Annotated in this window: 21 protein-coding genes; 14 read left to right on the top strand and 7 right to left on the bottom strand. The window is 58.1% G+C overall.

The window, feature by feature from the left end; genetic code table 11:
* Window positions 1-84 precede the first annotated feature (84 nt).
* Entirely contained in the window at window positions 85-279 is a 195-nt protein-coding gene (locus HP062_RS09690; protein ID WP_010455982.1) for a hypothetical protein, read from the top strand.
* Window positions 280-736: 457 nt separating this feature from the next.
* A complete protein-coding gene (locus tag HP062_RS09685; RefSeq protein WP_172791341.1) occupies window positions 737-1,192 on the top strand; it encodes a DUF2214 family protein in 456 nt (151 codons plus the stop codon).
* A gap of 186 nt (window positions 1,193-1,378) precedes the next feature.
* Here the strand turns inward: HP062_RS09685 and csrA are convergent, their stop codons facing one another.
* Window positions 1,379-1,573: a carbon storage regulator CsrA gene (csrA, locus tag HP062_RS09680; RefSeq protein ID WP_007938114.1), complete on the bottom strand. Its 195-nt coding sequence runs from the start codon at window positions 1,571-1,573 to the stop codon at window positions 1,379-1,381.
* 250 nt (window positions 1,574-1,823) lie between these two features.
* On the opposite strand from csrA, the gene HP062_RS09675 reads away from it, so the two are divergent.
* Together HP062_RS09675 and HP062_RS09670 are read left to right on the top strand one after the other, a co-directional pair.
* Window positions 1,824-2,189, top strand: a complete 366-nt coding sequence (locus HP062_RS09675; protein ID WP_010455972.1) for an SPOR domain-containing protein — start codon at window positions 1,824-1,826, stop codon at window positions 2,187-2,189.
* A 101-nt stretch (window positions 2,190-2,290) separates the two neighbouring features.
* Window positions 2,291-3,202, top strand: coding sequence for a siderophore-interacting protein (locus tag HP062_RS09670; RefSeq protein ID WP_172791340.1), 912 nt, complete (start codon window positions 2,291-2,293; stop codon window positions 3,200-3,202).
* Between the two features lie 58 nt (window positions 3,203-3,260).
* On the opposite strand, the gene HP062_RS09665 is transcribed toward HP062_RS09670, so the two are convergent.
* The 3 genes from HP062_RS09665 to HP062_RS09655 all read right to left on the bottom strand — a co-directional run bounded on the left by HP062_RS09665 (window position 3,261) and on the right by HP062_RS09655 (window position 5,503).
* Window positions 3,261-3,950, bottom strand: coding sequence for an endonuclease (locus HP062_RS09665; RefSeq protein ID WP_010455967.1), 690 nt, complete (start codon window positions 3,948-3,950; stop codon window positions 3,261-3,263).
* Window positions 3,951-3,954: 4 nt separating this feature from the next.
* A complete protein-coding gene (locus HP062_RS09660) occupies window positions 3,955-4,245 on the bottom strand; it encodes a DUF1654 domain-containing protein (protein WP_042932723.1) in 291 nt (96 codons plus the stop codon).
* Window positions 4,246-4,414: 169 nt separating this feature from the next.
* Window positions 4,415-5,503 carry an asparaginase gene (locus HP062_RS09655; protein WP_010455963.1) on the bottom strand — a complete coding sequence of 363 codons (1,089 nt, stop codon included), beginning with the start codon at window positions 5,501-5,503 and terminating at the stop codon, window positions 4,415-4,417.
* A 346-nt stretch (window positions 5,504-5,849) separates the two neighbouring features.
* Here HP062_RS09655 and HP062_RS09650 point away from each other — a divergent pair, with 346 nt between their 5' ends.
* The 8 genes from HP062_RS09650 (at window position 5,850) to HP062_RS09615 (ending at window position 13,464) form a co-directional block, all read left to right on the top strand.
* A complete protein-coding gene (locus HP062_RS09650) occupies window positions 5,850-6,299 on the top strand; it encodes a hypothetical protein (protein ID WP_102595442.1) in 450 nt (149 codons plus the stop codon).
* Between the two features lie 187 nt (window positions 6,300-6,486).
* The gene (locus HP062_RS09645; protein WP_172791339.1) at window positions 6,487-7,443 is read left to right on the top strand and encodes a sugar ABC transporter substrate-binding protein; all 957 of its coding nucleotides are present in this window, start codon (window positions 6,487-6,489) and stop codon (window positions 7,441-7,443) included.
* A 55-nt stretch (window positions 7,444-7,498) separates the two neighbouring features.
* Window positions 7,499-9,052: a sugar ABC transporter ATP-binding protein gene (locus HP062_RS09640; protein WP_102595444.1), complete on the top strand. Its 1,554-nt coding sequence runs from the start codon at window positions 7,499-7,501 to the stop codon at window positions 9,050-9,052.
* Complete coding sequence (locus tag HP062_RS09635; protein ID WP_010455954.1) at window positions 9,049-10,026, top strand: ABC transporter permease; 978 nt, start codon at window positions 9,049-9,051, stop codon at window positions 10,024-10,026. Before HP062_RS09640 ends, HP062_RS09635 begins: the two co-directional genes overlap by 4 nt.
* A 3-nt stretch (window positions 10,027-10,029) precedes the next feature.
* Window positions 10,030-11,049, top strand: a complete 1,020-nt coding sequence (locus HP062_RS09630; protein ID WP_172791338.1) for a LacI family DNA-binding transcriptional regulator — start codon at window positions 10,030-10,032, stop codon at window positions 11,047-11,049.
* Window positions 11,050-11,073: 24 nt separating this feature from the next.
* A complete protein-coding gene (gene rbsK / locus HP062_RS09625; RefSeq protein WP_172791337.1) occupies window positions 11,074-11,991 on the top strand; it encodes a ribokinase in 918 nt (305 codons plus the stop codon).
* Window positions 11,988-12,392 carry a D-ribose pyranase gene (rbsD, locus tag HP062_RS09620; protein ID WP_102595446.1) on the top strand — a complete coding sequence of 135 codons (405 nt, stop codon included), beginning with the start codon at window positions 11,988-11,990 and terminating at the stop codon, window positions 12,390-12,392. The genes rbsK and rbsD overlap by 4 nt, the downstream gene beginning before the upstream one ends.
* Before the next feature lie 43 nt (window positions 12,393-12,435).
* Window positions 12,436-13,464: a nucleoside hydrolase gene (locus HP062_RS09615; protein ID WP_102595447.1), complete on the top strand. Its 1,029-nt coding sequence runs from the start codon at window positions 12,436-12,438 to the stop codon at window positions 13,462-13,464.
* Window positions 13,465-13,496: 32 nt separating this feature from the next.
* On the opposite strand, the gene HP062_RS09610 is transcribed toward HP062_RS09615, so the two are convergent.
* Window positions 13,497-13,709 (bottom strand): hypothetical protein, encoded by a 213-nt coding sequence (locus HP062_RS09610; RefSeq protein ID WP_172791336.1) that lies wholly within the window; start codon window positions 13,707-13,709, stop codon window positions 13,497-13,499.
* A gap of 132 nt (window positions 13,710-13,841) precedes the next feature.
* Here HP062_RS09610 and HP062_RS09605 point away from each other — a divergent pair, with 132 nt between their 5' ends.
* Together HP062_RS09605 and HP062_RS09600 are read left to right on the top strand one after the other, a co-directional pair.
* Window positions 13,842-14,147 carry a hypothetical protein gene (locus tag HP062_RS09605; protein WP_172791335.1) on the top strand — a complete coding sequence of 102 codons (306 nt, stop codon included), beginning with the start codon at window positions 13,842-13,844 and terminating at the stop codon, window positions 14,145-14,147.
* Between the two features lie 167 nt (window positions 14,148-14,314).
* On the top strand, window positions 14,315-14,635 hold the full coding sequence (locus tag HP062_RS09600; protein ID WP_010455938.1) for an I78 family peptidase inhibitor: 321 nt from the start codon (window positions 14,315-14,317) through the stop codon (window positions 14,633-14,635).
* A gap of 71 nt (window positions 14,636-14,706) precedes the next feature.
* On the opposite strand, the gene HP062_RS09595 is transcribed toward HP062_RS09600, so the two are convergent.
* Together HP062_RS09595 and HP062_RS09590 are read right to left on the bottom strand one after the other, a co-directional pair.
* Entirely contained in the window at window positions 14,707-14,919 is a 213-nt protein-coding gene (locus HP062_RS09595; protein ID WP_007905882.1) for a cold-shock protein, read from the bottom strand.
* A 290-nt stretch (window positions 14,920-15,209) separates the two neighbouring features.
* Entirely contained in the window at window positions 15,210-15,512 is a 303-nt protein-coding gene (locus HP062_RS09590) for a hypothetical protein (RefSeq protein WP_172791334.1), read from the bottom strand.
* Window positions 15,513-15,564 lie beyond the last annotated feature (52 nt).

Here is a 15,564-nt window from a genome sequence, read left to right as displayed (position 1 = left end):
GCGTTTGCGTTGGTCTTCAGCGGCTGAGGTTGTTTGCGGTTCAGGCGTAAGATAGCGGTGCTATCCCACCAAAAGGAGCCGCATATGATCGCCGACCAAATGAACAAACAGGCGTCTGAGGGCAAGGCTGTTTGGGATCAATACTTCTGCGCTGCGTTGATTGCGGAAAGCAATCTGACGGCACCCGTTGTCGGAGGGGCTACTCACGAAGACAGGCAGAATCTGTTGATTGAAAGGGCCAAAGCGCTCGCCGATAAGATGATGGAAAACAGAAAATAACCAGGGCCCAGCCATCGTGCTGGGCTCTCTGTTTGGCGCTCTAATAGATGCTCAGTTACGACACTGGTCGTTATAGGATTGTTCAAGCTCCACAAAAATAGTGTGGATATTTAAGCACTTATAAAATTAATTAACCGAACGGTCCTCAAAATATATTGTTACAAGTGTCGGTTTTAGGTAAGATTGCTTCGCGTTCACCACCACGGTTTATGCATTTTTAAGTCCCAAGCGTCCATCAGCTGCTTGGGATTTTTTTTTGCCTGAGGTTTGTCCTGGTTCGCTCGAACATCGCAAGGACACCTCAGCCGCCTGCCTTCGCTCTGAAAAAGTTGCCTGTATGCCGTGCCGCTTCTATGGAGAAGCGCGAAACGCCTCCTGTGCAAACCCGGGCGAATCGCGGTTTTTTGGGCTACTACTGACTGGCCAAACTCAAACTCAGTCTGATAGGAGTCAATCGATGCTGGTTCATTGGTCGCTTGCGGCAATTCACTTGCTGGCTTTCGCCTTGGGGTTCTGGGCTGTACTGACGCGGGGAACCGCATTCAGCCGTCTGGTGGCCGGGTCGGGGGAGGCTCGCCGAGTGTTGATGGCCGATAATCTGTGGGGGATCTCTGCCGTCATCCTCTTGATCTCCGGTGGGATGCGGGCCTTCGGTGGGTACGAAAAAGGTACGGATTACTACCTTCACCAGCCATTGTTCCATCTCAAGATGACGCTGTTCGTGCTGATCTTGCTGCTCGAAGTGGCGCCGATGATCACGCTGATCAAATGGCGGGTCGCACTGAGTCGTGGCGCGGCGATCGATACCGGGCGCGCAAAGCTGTTTGCGCGGATCAGTCATATCGAAGGGCTGCTGGTGTTGCTGATGGTGGTGGCGGCCACGGGCATGGCGCGCGGCGTAACGTTTGGTTAGCCGAGTCGGATCACGTTCTTCCTGGGGGATAATCAGAAACGTCTGACAGTCAGGGCAGGGGACGTGTCGTTAATATCGGCTTCACGTTTTTGGCGGGCAGGGGCGAACGGATGGCAATACTACGCTTGAATCTTTAGCCAGCCGTTGTCCGGGACTGAACGGGCTGGCTACTGACTGCAACAGGATTCAGGGAGTTTGCGGCTTGTCTGGAGCGGTCAGGCCAGCCTGAATGCGTTGATAGATTTCTTCGCGATGCACTGCGACGTCTTTCGGCGCGTTGATCCCGATCCGGACTTGCTGGCCGCTCACGCCCAGTATGGTGATCGTAATGTCGTCACCGATATTTATGCTTTCACCGACTTTGCGGGTGAGTATCAGCATGGTCTTCTCCTTGATTGCTTTGTAGGGCACCTGATTCGAACAGTGCAGAGGTCGGTGGTATGTATAGATTAGTGCGAAGTCTCACGGTTTGGGTGCCTCTTTCTGACGCGCAGATGCTGCATTAATTCCCAAGGCGTAACTATACAGAGGCCGCAACCATCATTCTCGTTGTTTTGCGCCCATTTTGCGGCACTCGGGAAGTATTCATGAATGCTAAAATCGCCGCTTTCAGCATTCAGAGGGACACGTTGTGCGCAAAATGGTCTTGGTAATCGCAGTACTGGCGCTGGTTGGGTGCGATCAAGGTAAGGGCGTTGACGCTCAAAAGCCGAAGCCGGCAGTCGTTTCCGCGCCCGCGGCAGTCACCGGGCCGCAATGGGATGTCGAAGTGCGAGGCGAAACGCCCCAGGCTGTCAGCGACCTGAGCGGCTGGCTGATCGAGCACAGCTTTGTGTCCAGCATCGTCAAGGAAAACGGCAAGACTCGCATTCTGCTCGGACCATTCAATTCGAAAGCCGAGGCCGAAGCCAAGCAGGCCGAGGTGGCTGCGGCGCTTACCCGGGCCAAGAAACAGAACATCGAAGTGCTGGTGCTTGAGCGTCCCGTAGCCCAGTAACAGCCCTTTTCACGCAGGCCTTCCGTCGAAGCCCCTTAAAGGGGATCCACATTGACTCGTCTCTAAGCGTAGTCACTGTCGATTCCCAGAAGGAGCTCTCCATGGCCTCCGCCACCCCTTACAAAATATTCGACGCGGTCCTGGCGCACAAAAAGACCCTCAGCCCACATTTAATGCGCGTGACCCTGGCCGGTCCGATGGTCGCCGAAATGGCCACCTGGGCGCCGGATCAGCGCGTCAAACTGTTCTTTCCAGCCGAAGACGGGTCGCCTGCCAGACTGGCTCATGACCAGCATTGGTATGCGCGCTACCGTTCAATGCCGGCCAACCAGCGTCCGGCAATGCGCACTTACACCATCCGGCATCTGCGGGCCGAGCAAGGCGAAGTGGACATCGACTTCGTATTGCACGGTGAAACCGGTCCGGCCTCCCGTTGGGCAATCCGGTCGGGAGTGGGCGAGCCAATCCAGATTGTTGCGCCTGATCGTCAGTTTTCAGCGCAAGACGCGGGAGGTTTCGAATGGAAGCCGCCTCACACGCTCAAGCATCTGTTGCTGGTGGCTGATGCCACGGCATTGCCCGCCGCTCTCGGCATTCTGGACGAGATGGCTGCCTTGGCCGAGCCGCCGACGACTCAGGCATTTTTCGAGGTGGCCAGCGCAGAAGACGCATTGCCGGTTCCTGAATGGCCTGGGTTGTCAGTGCGGTGGCTGGTCCGGGATCATTCCGCCGGTAGGGCAGCAGGTTCGCTGATGGTCGAAGCGGTCCGTGGGGCGGAGCTGCCGGTTACTTCCTCGCAGACTCACGCAACAGTGGAGCTGGCCAAGGTCGATGTCGACCAAGAGATTCTCTGGGAAACCTCCGACTCGACCGGTCAGGGTTTCTACGGTTGGATCGCCGGGAAAACGATGGCCGTGATGAGCCTGCGCAAGTACTTGATCAAAGAGCGCGGCATCGCTCGGGAGTCACTCAATCTGATGGGTTACTGGCGCTACAACAAAAGCGGCGGATAGAAACGTAAAAAGGCCTCGGGCATGAATACCCGAGGCCTTTTTGGTTTTATGCGGTCGATCAGCCGCAGGCTTTCATGTCCACGGGCCCGACAAACTCGTTGCCCCGACCCATCACGCACGCCACGCTCTGGTTGCGCTGACGTTCCCAGGCTTCAACCGGATAGGTCTTGTTCCACGCGTCGTACAGTTGCCGGTCCTGTTTCGACAGGCGCAAACCGTACTGTTTGCTCATGTAGAAATACGTCCGGGCGATCATGCCGCGAATGGAAGGGCGGGGCATGACCTTCTTTGCCTTGAAATCGACCTGGGTCAGGCACGAGCCGTACTGACCCGATTGCACCGGCAGCCAACCGAAACTGAAGTTACTGCGATCGCCGTTCACTTCGCCGATGCTCGGCACCAGGTTGTGCAGATCAGCCTCGGCCTTTTGATAGACCGGATCGTACCGCGTGCAGTTCTTGCGCCCGCCCTCTTGCCAGCACTGACGCTGATGGCCGATTTGCCAAGCGGGAACAATGTGCTCCCACTCAATGCGGGCGGCGCGCTTGGCGTTCTTGCGCGGCACATACCCACAGGCTGCGAGGTTGACCTTGTTGCCGGTGTATTTACAGCCGCAATAGAACTCGGTGGATTGCGGCGCGTACAGCTTCCAGGCGACTTTCTTGGCTTCGTTGAAGGTGCGGGGGGCGCCGGCCTGGGCGCCAAGGGTGATGAACAGAAACAGCAAAGCAAACCAGCGGACACTCATTGACTCAATCTTCCTTCGGCACAACCCAGAAAATCTGCACACCGCCATCGTCGCGATAGGCGAGGGTGACGTTGTCGTTCTCATCAATTTCTTCGAGCAATTGCTCCCACTCATCCACAGGCTCGTCCGGTAAACGGAAGATCAGTGCGGCTTTGGCTTTCTGAGCGGTGGGGGAGTTGATGATTTTCTGAACGCGTATGCCCATGCGTTGATAGGCATCAGGAGAAGCAGAGGTGGAGGCCACGGAATTATCCTTATTAAGCTGTACGTGCATACAGTATTTAACTGTAGGCATTTTCGCAACTGCTTAAAATTCAAGAAAATCCTCTGACAGCAGTTTTTTCCATTTGGTGTAGGAAGAAGGGAAAATTTTTATAGGAGTATCAGGCGGGGTATGAACCACTCGCCCAGGCTGGCGAGTGGTGAATGCAGTGCCCGACCGGAGTCGGTCGGGCGAGGGCGAATCAGTATTCCCAGAACATCCGTTGCAGCTCTTTGCTGTCGTTGGTCTTGGTCAGCGCGACCATGGCCAGGATGCGGGCTTTTTGCGGGTTCAGGTCATGCGCCACGACCCAGTCGTACTTGTCGTCAGGCTGTTCGGCATTACGCAGGACGAAACCGCCGGCGTTGACGTGGGACGAACGAATGATTTGCACGCCGTCCTTGCGCAGGGCTTGCAGGGCAGGGACCACACGCGAGGAGACCGAACCGTTGCCGGTGCCCGCATGGATGATCGCTTTGGCACCGGATTGAGCCAGTGCCTTGTAGGCCGTGTCGCTGACGTTGCCGTAGGAATAGGCGATTTCGACGTCAGGCAGGCTCTTGATGGTTTTGATGTCGAATTCCGAATCCATGGTGTGACGCTTGGCCGGCAGACGGAACCAGTAGGATTTGCCCTCAACTACCATGCCGAGCGGGCCCCAGGCACTTTTGAATGCCTCGGTTTTGATGTTGATCATTTTGCTGACGTCGCGCCCCGACTGGATCTCATCATTCATGGTCACCAGCACGCCTTTGCCGCGGGCGTCTTTGCTGCTGGCGACGGCGACGGCGTTGTACAGGTTCAGCATGCCGTCAGCCGACATTGCGGTGCCTGGGCGCATGGAGCCGACGACGATGATTGGCTTGTCGGTTTTTTCCACCAGGTTCAGGAAGTACGCGGTTTCTTCCAGGGTGTCGGTGCCGTGGGTGATCACGATCCCGTCGACGTCTTTGCTGTCGGCCAGTTCGGCGACGCGGCGACCCAGTTGCAGCAGGTTGTCGTTGGTGATGCTTTCCGAGGCGATCTGCATGACCTGCTCGCCGCGAACGTTGGCCAGCTGGCTGAGCTCCGGAACCCCGGCGATCAGTTGCTCGATGCCGACTTTCGCTGCCTGGTAGGTGGCGCTGTTAGCAGCGCTGGCGCCGGCACCGGCAATGGTGCCGCCGGTGGCGAGGATCACCACGTTGGCCAGTTTCTGTTGGGTTTCGACTTCTTTTGCCTGAAGAGCGGTAGGCAGGAGCAGCAGGAGGGCCAAAGCGCCCGGAATAAAGGTGTTGAAGGCAGATTTCATTATTTTCTCTCTAGTAGTGAGACGGTGCTGATGCAAGTTCATCTAGATACGCCTCAGGCAGATCTGAACGCTTGGGGTCTAGGTGAAGAGCAGGATCTGTACCAGCCCTACGTTGAATGAGAAAAACTTTTAACTGGATGATTTATATCAATATTTACCCAGTGGGTTACCGGCCTTAAACAGCTTCGTGTCCGGGTTTCCGAATTAGTTGAGGTTTCGCGTTCGGCTCTCCGAAAAGGCCTACGACCTCTGGTGAACTCTTCGCCTTGCCAGATAGAAAATCAGTGCTAAAGAAACCCGCGCACAGGTCGATGTCCCTTCAAGGGATTTTTTTTCGGGAGTGCACATGTCTTTTTCTGTCGGTTTTCCAAATGCGGGCGCAATCACCATTGGTGGCAAGACACCGTCGACGATCAATGCCTTGAGCGAAGCGACGGAAGAAGCGTCGACTCAACTGACTGGAAAAGAAGAAAATCAGGTCAGAACCGGTGGTGCTGTTCAAGGCGAAAGCAAATCAGGGAGCAAATCCGAGAGCAAAAGCACTCAAAGTATTGCGGTGCAAGTGCTGCTCAAACGCATGCAGGAACTGCAACAGCAGTTGCGCGAACAACAGCAGCAATTGGCCGCTGCTCAGGCAGCGTCTTATCCAACCGAGGAAGCCAAAGTCACCGCTGTCATGTCGATCCAGGGGCAGATCGCCGAGACCAATGGTGCGCTGGCGCAAGTCACCGGGAATCTGGTGAAAGAACTGGCCAAAGACTCCAGCACTGGGGCGCTGGTCAGCACGACCGCGTGATGTCCGGGGTTGGTTTTTGCCAACCGAGACACCAACAGGTCGTTGACAAATCCCGGCAGGGTTCGCATAGTTCGGTCTACGCAAACGTTTGCGCGTTGTTCTTGATGGCTCGGTCCATTGGCGGACGCCATGAAGCTTACGCCAGCGCAAGCGTTGCTCACAATAATCATAAGATCGGAGTGAACCCATGAAGCTGCCATTCGCTGGACGTCTTCTTGCTGTCGCTATGCTGGCCGCCGCATCTGCCGCGCTGCCTGCCTCTTCGGCTTTCGCCGAGACTCCTGAAAAACCCAAAGTCGCACTGGTCATGAAGTCCCTGGCCAACGAGTTCTTCCTGACCATGGAAGACGGTGCCAAGGCTTATCAGAAAGACCATTCCGGCGATTTTGAGCTGATCTCCAACGGCATCAAGGACGAAACGGATACTGCGGGCCAGACGCGCATCGTCGAGCAAATGATTCTGGCCAAGGTCAATGCGCTGGTCATCGCGCCGGCTGACTCCAAGGCCATGGTTCCCGTGATCAAGAAAGCCATCGATGCCGGTATCACCGTGATCAACATCGATAACCAGCTCGACCCGGCCGTGGTCAAAAGCAAGAACATCACCGTCCCGTTCGTAGGCCCGGATAACCGCAAAGGCGCTCGTCTGGTCGGCGAGTATCTGGCCAAGCAGCTGAAGGCCGGTGACGAAGTCGGCATCATCGAAGGCGTGTCCACCACCACCAACGCCCAGGCCCGCACCGCAGGCTTCAAAGACGCGATGGAAGCGGCGCAGATCAAGGTCGTCTCGTTGCAATCCGGTGACTGGGAGATCGACAAGGGCAACAAGGTTGCCGCCTCGATCCTCAGCGAATACCCGGACGTCAAAGCCCTGCTGGCCGGCAACGACAGCATGGCCGTCGGTGCCGTTTCCGCCGTGCGTGCGGCAGGCAAGGCCGGCAAGGTGCAAGTGGTCGGTTACGACAACATCAACGCCATCAAGCCAATGTTGAAAGACGGCCGCGTCCTGGCTACCGCTGACCAGTTTGCCGCCAGGCAAGCCGTGTTCGGTATCGAGACTGCGCTGAAAATCATCAAGGGCGAGAAGGTCGACAGCGGCGCCAACGGCGTGATCGAAACGCCGGTAGAACTGGTCACCAAGTAACCCTTCTGGCGACACAACGGTGCTCGCCCGTCCGGGCGAGCGCATGGAGAGTTTTATGTCAGTTTCCGCCCCGAACGCTGTCCTCTCGGTCAGCGGCATCGGCAAGACCTACGCCCAACCTGTCCTGACCGGCATCGACCTGACGCTGATGCGCGGTGAAGTGCTGGCGCTGACCGGCGAGAACGGTGCCGGCAAAAGCACACTGTCGAAAATCATTGGCGGGCTGGTCACGCCGACCACCGGCCACATGCAATTTCAGGGGCAGGAATACCGCCCTGGCAGCCGCACCCAGGCCGAAGACCTGGGCATCCGCATGGTCATGCAAGAACTCAATCTGTTGCCGACCCTGTCAGTGGCGGAAAATCTGTTTCTCGACAACCTTCCCAGCAATGGCGGCTGGATCAGCCGCAAACAACTGCGCAAAGCCGCGATCGAGGCCATGGCCCAGGTAGGGCTCGACGCGATCGACCCGGACACCCTGGTCGGCGAACTCGGCATCGGCCACCAACAAATGGTCGAGATCGCGCGCAATCTGATCGGCGATTGCCATGTGCTGATCCTCGACGAACCGACGGCCATGTTGACCGCCCGTGAAGTCGAGATGCTGTTCGAGCAGATCACCCGCCTGCAAGCTCGGGGCGTGTCGATCATCTACATCTCCCACCGGCTCGAAGAGCTGGCGCGGGTCGCCCAGCGCATTGCGGTGTTGCGTGACGGCAACCTGGTCTGCGTCGAGCCGATGGCCAATTACAACAGCGAGCAACTGGTCACGTTGATGGTCGGCCGTGAACTCGGCGAACACATCGACCTGGGGCCGCGCAACATTGGCGCTCCCGCCTTGACGGTCAGAGGGCTGACTCGCTCGGACAAAGTTCGCGACGTGTCCTTCGAAGTCCGCGCCGGTGAGATCTACGGGATTTCCGGATTGATCGGGGCAGGGCGCACCGAGTTGCTGCGTCTGATCTTCGGTGCCGACACCGCAGACAGTGGCACCGTTGCGCTGGGTTCGCCGGCTCGGGTGGTGAGCATCCGTTCGCCGGCTGATGCGGTCGGTCACGGCATCGCCCTGATCACCGAGGACCGCAAAGGCGAAGGCCTGCTGCTGACCCAGTCGATCAGCGCCAACATCGCGCTGGGCAACATGCCGGTGATTTCCAGTGGCGGCATCGTCAACAACGCTGACGAAATGTCCCTGGCCCAACGTCAGGTCGACGCCATGCGCATCCGCAGTTCGAGCCCGACGCAACTGGTTTCCGAGCTGTCGGGTGGCAACCAGCAGAAGGTCGTGATCGGCCGTTGGTTGGAGCGCGACTGTTCGGTGATGCTGTTCGATGAACCGACCCGTGGCATCGATGTGGGCGCCAAGTTCGACATCTATGCGCTGCTCGGTGAACTGACCCGGCAGGGCAAGGCGCTGGTGGTGGTGTCCAGCGACCTGCGTGAACTGATGCTGATCTGCGACCGGATCGGTGTGTTGTCGGCGGGGCGCCTGATCGACACCTTCGAGCGCGACAGCTGGACCCAGGATGATTTGCTTGCTGCCGCGTTCGCCGGCTACCAAAAACGTGATGCGTTGCTCAACGAAGCAGCGCCTAGGGATCTTCCATGAAAACTGCATCTTCTGCCGGCAAACGTAGTGGCAATTTCTACGGCTTGGGCACCTATCTGGGCCTGGCCGGTGCCTTGCTGGCGATGGTCGCGCTGTTCTCGGTATTGAGCAGCCACTTCCTGTCCTACGACACTTTCAGCACCCTGGCCAACCAGATTCCCGATTTGATGGTGCTGGCGGTCGGCATGACGTTCGTGCTGATCATCGGCGGTATCGACCTGTCGGTCGGCTCGGTGTTGGCGCTCGCAGCGTCGGCCGTCAGCGTGGCGATTCTTGGCTGGGGCTGGAGCGTCCTGCCTGCAGCGCTGCTCGGCATGGCGATCGCGGCATTGGCCGGGACCATCACCGGATCGATCACCGTGGCGTGGCGAATTCCGTCGTTCATCGTGTCCCTTGGCGTGCTGGAAATGGCCCGTGGCGTGGCGTATCAGATGACCGGCTCGCGCACGGCTTATATCGGTGATGCCTTCGCCTGGCTGTCCAACCCGATTGCCTTTGGCATCTCGCCGTCGTTCATCATTGCCTTGCTGATCATCATCATCGCCCAGGCCGTGCTGACCCGTACCGTGTTCGGCCGCTACCTGATCGGCATCGGCACCAACGAAGAAGCGGTGCGTCTGGCCGGGATCAATCCAAAACCCTACAAGATCCTGGTATTCAGTCTGATGGGGCTGTTGGCCGGTATTGCCGCGCTGTTTCAGATTTCCCGTCTGGAAGCGGCGGACCCGAATGCCGGCTCCGGTTTGGAGCTGCAAGTGATCGCCGCGGTGGTGATCGGTGGCACCAGTCTGATGGGCGGCCGTGGTTCGGTGATCAGCACCTTCTTCGGGGTTCTGATCATTTCCGTACTGGCGGCGGGCCTGGCGCAGATCGGCGCGACCGAGCCGACCAAACGCATCATCACCGGCGCAGTGATCGTGGTGGCGGTGGTGCTTGATACTTATCGCAGTCAGCGCGCAAGCCGGCGGACCTGAGTCATGGCAACGATCAAGGATGTAGCGGCACTCGCGGGGATTTCCTACACCACGGTGTCCCATGTGGTGAACAAGACCCGGCCGGTCAGCGAAGAGGTACGGATCAAAGTCGAGGCGGCGATCAAGACCCTGGACTACGTGCCGAGCGCCGTGGCCCGTTCATTGAAAGCCAAGACCACGGCGACCATCGGTTTGCTGGTGCCTAACAGCCTCAACCCGTACTTCGCTGAACTGGCGCGTGGCATTGAGGATTACTGCGAGCGTAACGGCTATTGCGTGATCCTCTGCAACTCCGACGACAACCCGGACAAACAGCGCAGTTACCTGCGCGTGCTGCTGGAAAAACGCATCGACGGGTTGATCGTGGCCTCGGCCGGTGGCGACGCGGGGCTGGCAGAAGGTCTCGCCGGCGTGCGCACACCGATGGTCATCGTCGACCGCGGGCTGGAAGGTGTAAATGCCGACCTGGTGCGAATCGATCACGAATACGGTGCCTACCTGGCCACCCGGCATCTGCTGGAGCTGGGCCACCGGGACATTGCCACCATCGGTGGCCCGGCAGGTACCAGCGTGGCGCAGATGCGTCTGGCCGGTTATTGCCGAGCCTTGAAAGAGGCGGGGGTGGAAGTGCATCGCGAGCGGATGCTGGAAAGTGACTTCACCAGCACTGGCGGTTACAACGTCGCCGCGATTCTGCTGGAAAAGAACCCGCCCAGCGCGATCTTCGCCGGCAACGACATGATTGGCATTGGCGTGTTGCGAGCGGCTGCCGAGCGCAATGTGCGTGTGCCGACAGAACTGTCGGTGATCGGCTTCGACGATATCCAGATGAGCCGTTATGTCTACCCGGCGCTGACCACCGTGGGCCAGTCGATCCTGCAACTCGGTGAGATGGCGGCCGAGGTTCTGTTACGACGAATCGCAACACCCGACATGGCCACCGATCAGCGGATCGTGACGCCCAGTATTGTCCTGCGAGAATCGACTGCGCCGCTTGCCGGTGTGTTCGACGAATACCGCTGAAACCGAATTGACGAGTAGTGATGTATGCCAGCAAAAGTAGTGGTGATAGGCAGCCTGAACATGGACCTGGTGACCCGGGCTCCACGGCTGCCCCGTGGCGGTGAGACGCTGATCGGGCAGTCGTTTGCCACGGTTTCCGGCGGCAAGGGCGCGAACCAGGCGGTCGCTGCGGCGCGGCTGGGGGCGCAGGTGTCGATGGTCGGTTGTGTCGGCAGCGATGCTTACGGTGAAGAACTGCGCGGGGCTCTGATGGTCGAGCAGATCGACTGCCAGGCCGTCAGCACTGTCGAGGGTTCCAGCGGCGTGGCATTGATTGTGGTCGATGACAACAGCCAGAACGCAATCGTGATCGTCGCCGGTGCCAATGGTGCGCTGACGCCACAGGTGATCGACCGGTTCGATGCCGTGTTGCAGGCGGCGGACGTGATTATTTGTCAGCTGGAAGTGCCGGATGCCACGGTGGGTCACGCCCTCAAGCGCGGCCGTGAGCTGGGCAAAATCGTGATCCTCAACCCGGCGCCGGCCAGTCGTCCGCTGCCAGCAGATTGGTATGCGTCCATCGATTACCTGATTCCCAATGAAAGCGAGGCCTCGGCGCTGAGCGGTTTGCCGGTTGACTCCCTTGCGTCCGCCGAAACCGCCGCAACCCGATTGATCGCACTGGGTGCCGGTAAGGTCATCATCACCCTGGGTGCTCAAGGGTCAATGTTCGCCAACGGTACAGGCTTCGAACATTTCCCGGCACCGACGGTGAAGGCTGTCGATACCACGGCGGCCGGCGATACCTTCGTCGGCGGTTTTGCTGCCGCGCTGGCGTCCGGCAAAACCGAAGCTGAAGCGATCCGTTTCGGCCAGGTAGCCGCGGCGCTTTCAGTCACCCGTGCCGGCGCGCAACCCTCGATTCCTACCTTGTCCGAAGTACATGCGTACAAAGCACCATGAAAAAGACACCTTTGCTCAACGTCGCGCTGTCTCGGCTGATCGCTTCCCTGGGTCACGGCGACATGGTCGTGATCGGCGATGCCGGCCTGCCCGTACCGCCGGGCGTCGAACTGATCGACCTGGCCCTGACCCAGGGTATTCCGGATTTCGTCAGCACCTTGAACGTCGTGCTCAGCGAAATGCAGGTTGAGCGCCATGTGCTGGCCGAGGAAATTCTGGACAAACAACCACCCGCCTTGCGCTCTCTGGATGAGCTGAATGCCAAAGGCGCGCTGGGCCAGCGTGAGCTGCTCAGCCATGAACAATTCAAAGTCCTCAGTCGACAGGCGCGAGCGATTGTTCGTACCGGCGAATGTGCGCCGTACTGCAACATCGTGCTGGTCTCGGGGGTGACCTTCTGACCCGCTGTACACAATCTGTTTCCCCACGCACAAGGAGTGCGATATGCACCGCTATGCTCAGAAACTGCACCACCTGCTCCGGAGTTTGCTGCTTTTGTCCCTGATTACTGCAACAAGCGTCCAGGCTGCGGAAAAGATCGATTTGATCATCGACACCGACCCGGGTGCCGACGACGTCGTCGCTTTGCTGTTTGCGTTGGCGTCGCCGGAAGAATTGAATATCCGTGCGCTGACCACCGTCGCGGGCAACGTGCGACTGGACAAGACTTCGCGAAATGCGCGACTGGCCCGTGAGTGGGCGGGGCGCGAGGAGGTGCCGGTCTACGCAGGCGCACCGAAACCGTTGATGCGCACACCGATTTATGCCGAGAACATCCATGGCAAGGAGGGCTTGTCGGGCGTCACCGTGCACGAGCCGAAGAAAGGCCTGGCCGAAGGCAATGCGGTCGAGTACCTGATCGACACTTTGAAGGCCGCCAAGCCTCACAGCATCACCATCGCCATGCTCGGTCCACAGACCAACCTGGCCCTGGCGCTGATCCAGGAACCTGAAATCGTTCAGGGCATCAAGGAAGTGGTGATCATGGGGGGGGCGCATTTCAACGGCGGCAACATCACCCCTGTGGCCGAGTTCAACCTGTTCGCCGACCCGCAGGCTGCGGAAGTGGTGCTCAAGAGCGGCGTGAAGCTGACCTATCTGCCGCTGGACGTGACCCACAAGATCCTCACCAGTGAGGCGCGCCTGAAGCAGATCGCAGCGATCAACAACAACGCCAGCAAGCTGGTGGGCGATATTCTCAATGAGTACGTCAAAGGCGACATGGAACACTACGGCATTCCGGGTGGCCCGGTGCATGACGCCACCGTCATCGCCTACCTGCTCAAGCCTGAATTGTTCACCGGTCGCTCGGTCAATGTGGTCGTTGATAGCCGCGAAGGCCCGACCTTCGGTCAAACCATCGTCGACTGGTATGACGGCCTGAAAGCGCCGAAGAATGCATTCTGGGTAGAAAGCGGCGACGCCCAGGGTTTCTTCGACTTGCTGACCCAGCGTCTGGCTCGTCTGAAGTAAGTTTCACACCCGCAGGTGCCAGCCTGCGGGTTTTACGCCCGCTCGTTCTCTGTCAAGCCCATATAGCTGGCGGGGTATTTTTCGAATATCTGCGCGATGAATTTCCTGGCCGCTTCAGTTCCCAGTTCCTTGACCAATAGATCGATGCCAATGATTGCGAACTCTTCCGGGCTGCCCGGGCTGTAAGAGCTGTGACCCTGCGGCCACTTGACGGTGATGTTGGCGTCGATGCTTATGGTGGACATGATGGCGCTCGTGAAGTCGGGAAAGTCTGGGTGTCGAGTTAACCATTTTGCGCGGCGTTTGGCACTCCGACTTAGGCATGAGAGGAGGGCTATGCGACACTTGGTCTTTGACGAATTTTCAAGGACCGTGCTGTGCAGATCGATTTGAACACGCCCGACGGCTTGACCATCAAGGCGGTGCACCAGTTACTGGCTTCTGCCAGTGATGACGAGCATACGCAACTGCGGGTGACCAAGGCTGGCGTTGCCTATATTTCATCGGGTGTTGTGGGCGGCACCGATATCAACGGACTATTGTTTCGGCTGGAGACGTGGGCCAAGGGCTCCGGTTACGTAGGCTTGGTCGCAGCAAGCGATGAGGTCTGGGTCATGCAGATCTTCAATGCGCTGAAAGAGAACTGGCCGAACCCGCCGTTCGATTACATCGACGTCTATTGAGGGCTGTTCATATTCAGTCACGATTGAGTGATGAACGGCGCGGTGATGCTCAGGCAAACTCGCCGCTCGTGCGGTTCCAGGGCAGAGTGATGGCACTCACCTTGAAACCAAATGCCGGATTGGCGGTCGCAAGATCTCAGCTTAACTATTGGAAAAAAGGAGGCTTCATGCCTTGGAAGCTCGCGTCATTGGGTACTTTGTTCGCCGTCACTTTGCTGGCTGGTTGCAGTAGCACGTCCTCCGAGTCGGCGGCAGACCCTGTAGCGACGTCTGACACAGGTCACAGCCGTTGTGAGGCAAAGGCAGCCGAATTCGCCATCGGCAAACCGGCTTCGCCCGCACTGTTGGAGCAGGCACGTACCCGCGCAGGCGCACAGAACGCACGGTTCCTGTCGCCTAGCGATATGGTGACGCTGGAATACCGCTCCGATCGTCTGAACCTCAACACCGATGCCAGCCGGGTGGTCACCCGCGTCAACTGCGGCTGATCGCTTCAGGCTTTGCTTCACCCATAAAAAACCCCGTCACATGGACGGGGTTTTTTTAGTGCGGCTGAAAATTACTCAGCGCGGACTTGTGCAGCTTGCATACCCTTTTGGCCTTTCTCAGCCACGAAGGAAACGGTTTGGCCTTCTTTCAGGCTTTTGAAACCGTCGCTTTCGATAGCTTTGAAGTGTACGAACAGGTCGTCACCGCCACCTTGAGGAGTGATGAAGCCGAAGCCTTTTTCATCGTTGAACCATTTAACGGTGCCGGTTTGGCGATTAGACATGGTGTATCTCCAAGAAACATATATTTTCAGTAGTGCTGTGCTGCTCAGGCCAACTGGGCACACCGGGGTATCATAGTCGAAATGTTCGCTTTGGGAGCCCCCCGGACGTGCTGTTTGCCGTGCAGTCGCGTTCCGTTTGCTGCTTGATGTAGCTGAAAGCCCCGTTTTACAAGGCTTTCAGCCGAAAGTAAAGACGATAAAAAAACCTGTAAAACCTGCATAAATTGTACGAAAAAGCTCAAATGCAGCGGTTTTTATCAGCGATAAGCCGAGTCAAAAGGACTTTTTTGTCACTTCTTCGCCGGTGTATTGGCCTTGCATTTGGCTATCTGACCCAGAGCTTTCTGCTGCAATTCCGGGCTGGCCTTATTGTCCATCAATGCCTGGATATCAGCCGCCGGATAAGACTTGATCGAATCAGCGCCGCAAGCGCAGTGAGACTTCGCTGCTGCCGCACCAATCTGCGGAGTGGCCGCTTCTGTGCACTGAGCCATGTATTTTTCGCGCTCGCCCTTTGGCCAATCGGCATGGGCGGCCAATGGCAGCAGCAGAACAAGGGGGGCGACGACTGCGAACAAACGATTCAGACGCATGCTGGGATGCTCCTTGTGGGTCAATGTCTTGTTATCTGAGGGGTAAAGCGGG

Source organism: Pseudomonas sp. B14-6, assembly GCF_013260315.1.
GTDB classification, from domain to species: domain Bacteria; phylum Pseudomonadota; class Gammaproteobacteria; order Pseudomonadales; family Pseudomonadaceae; genus Aquipseudomonas; species Aquipseudomonas mandelii.
Note: the sequence above shows the minus strand (reverse complement) of the source record. Positions and strands in the feature narration are given on the sequence as shown.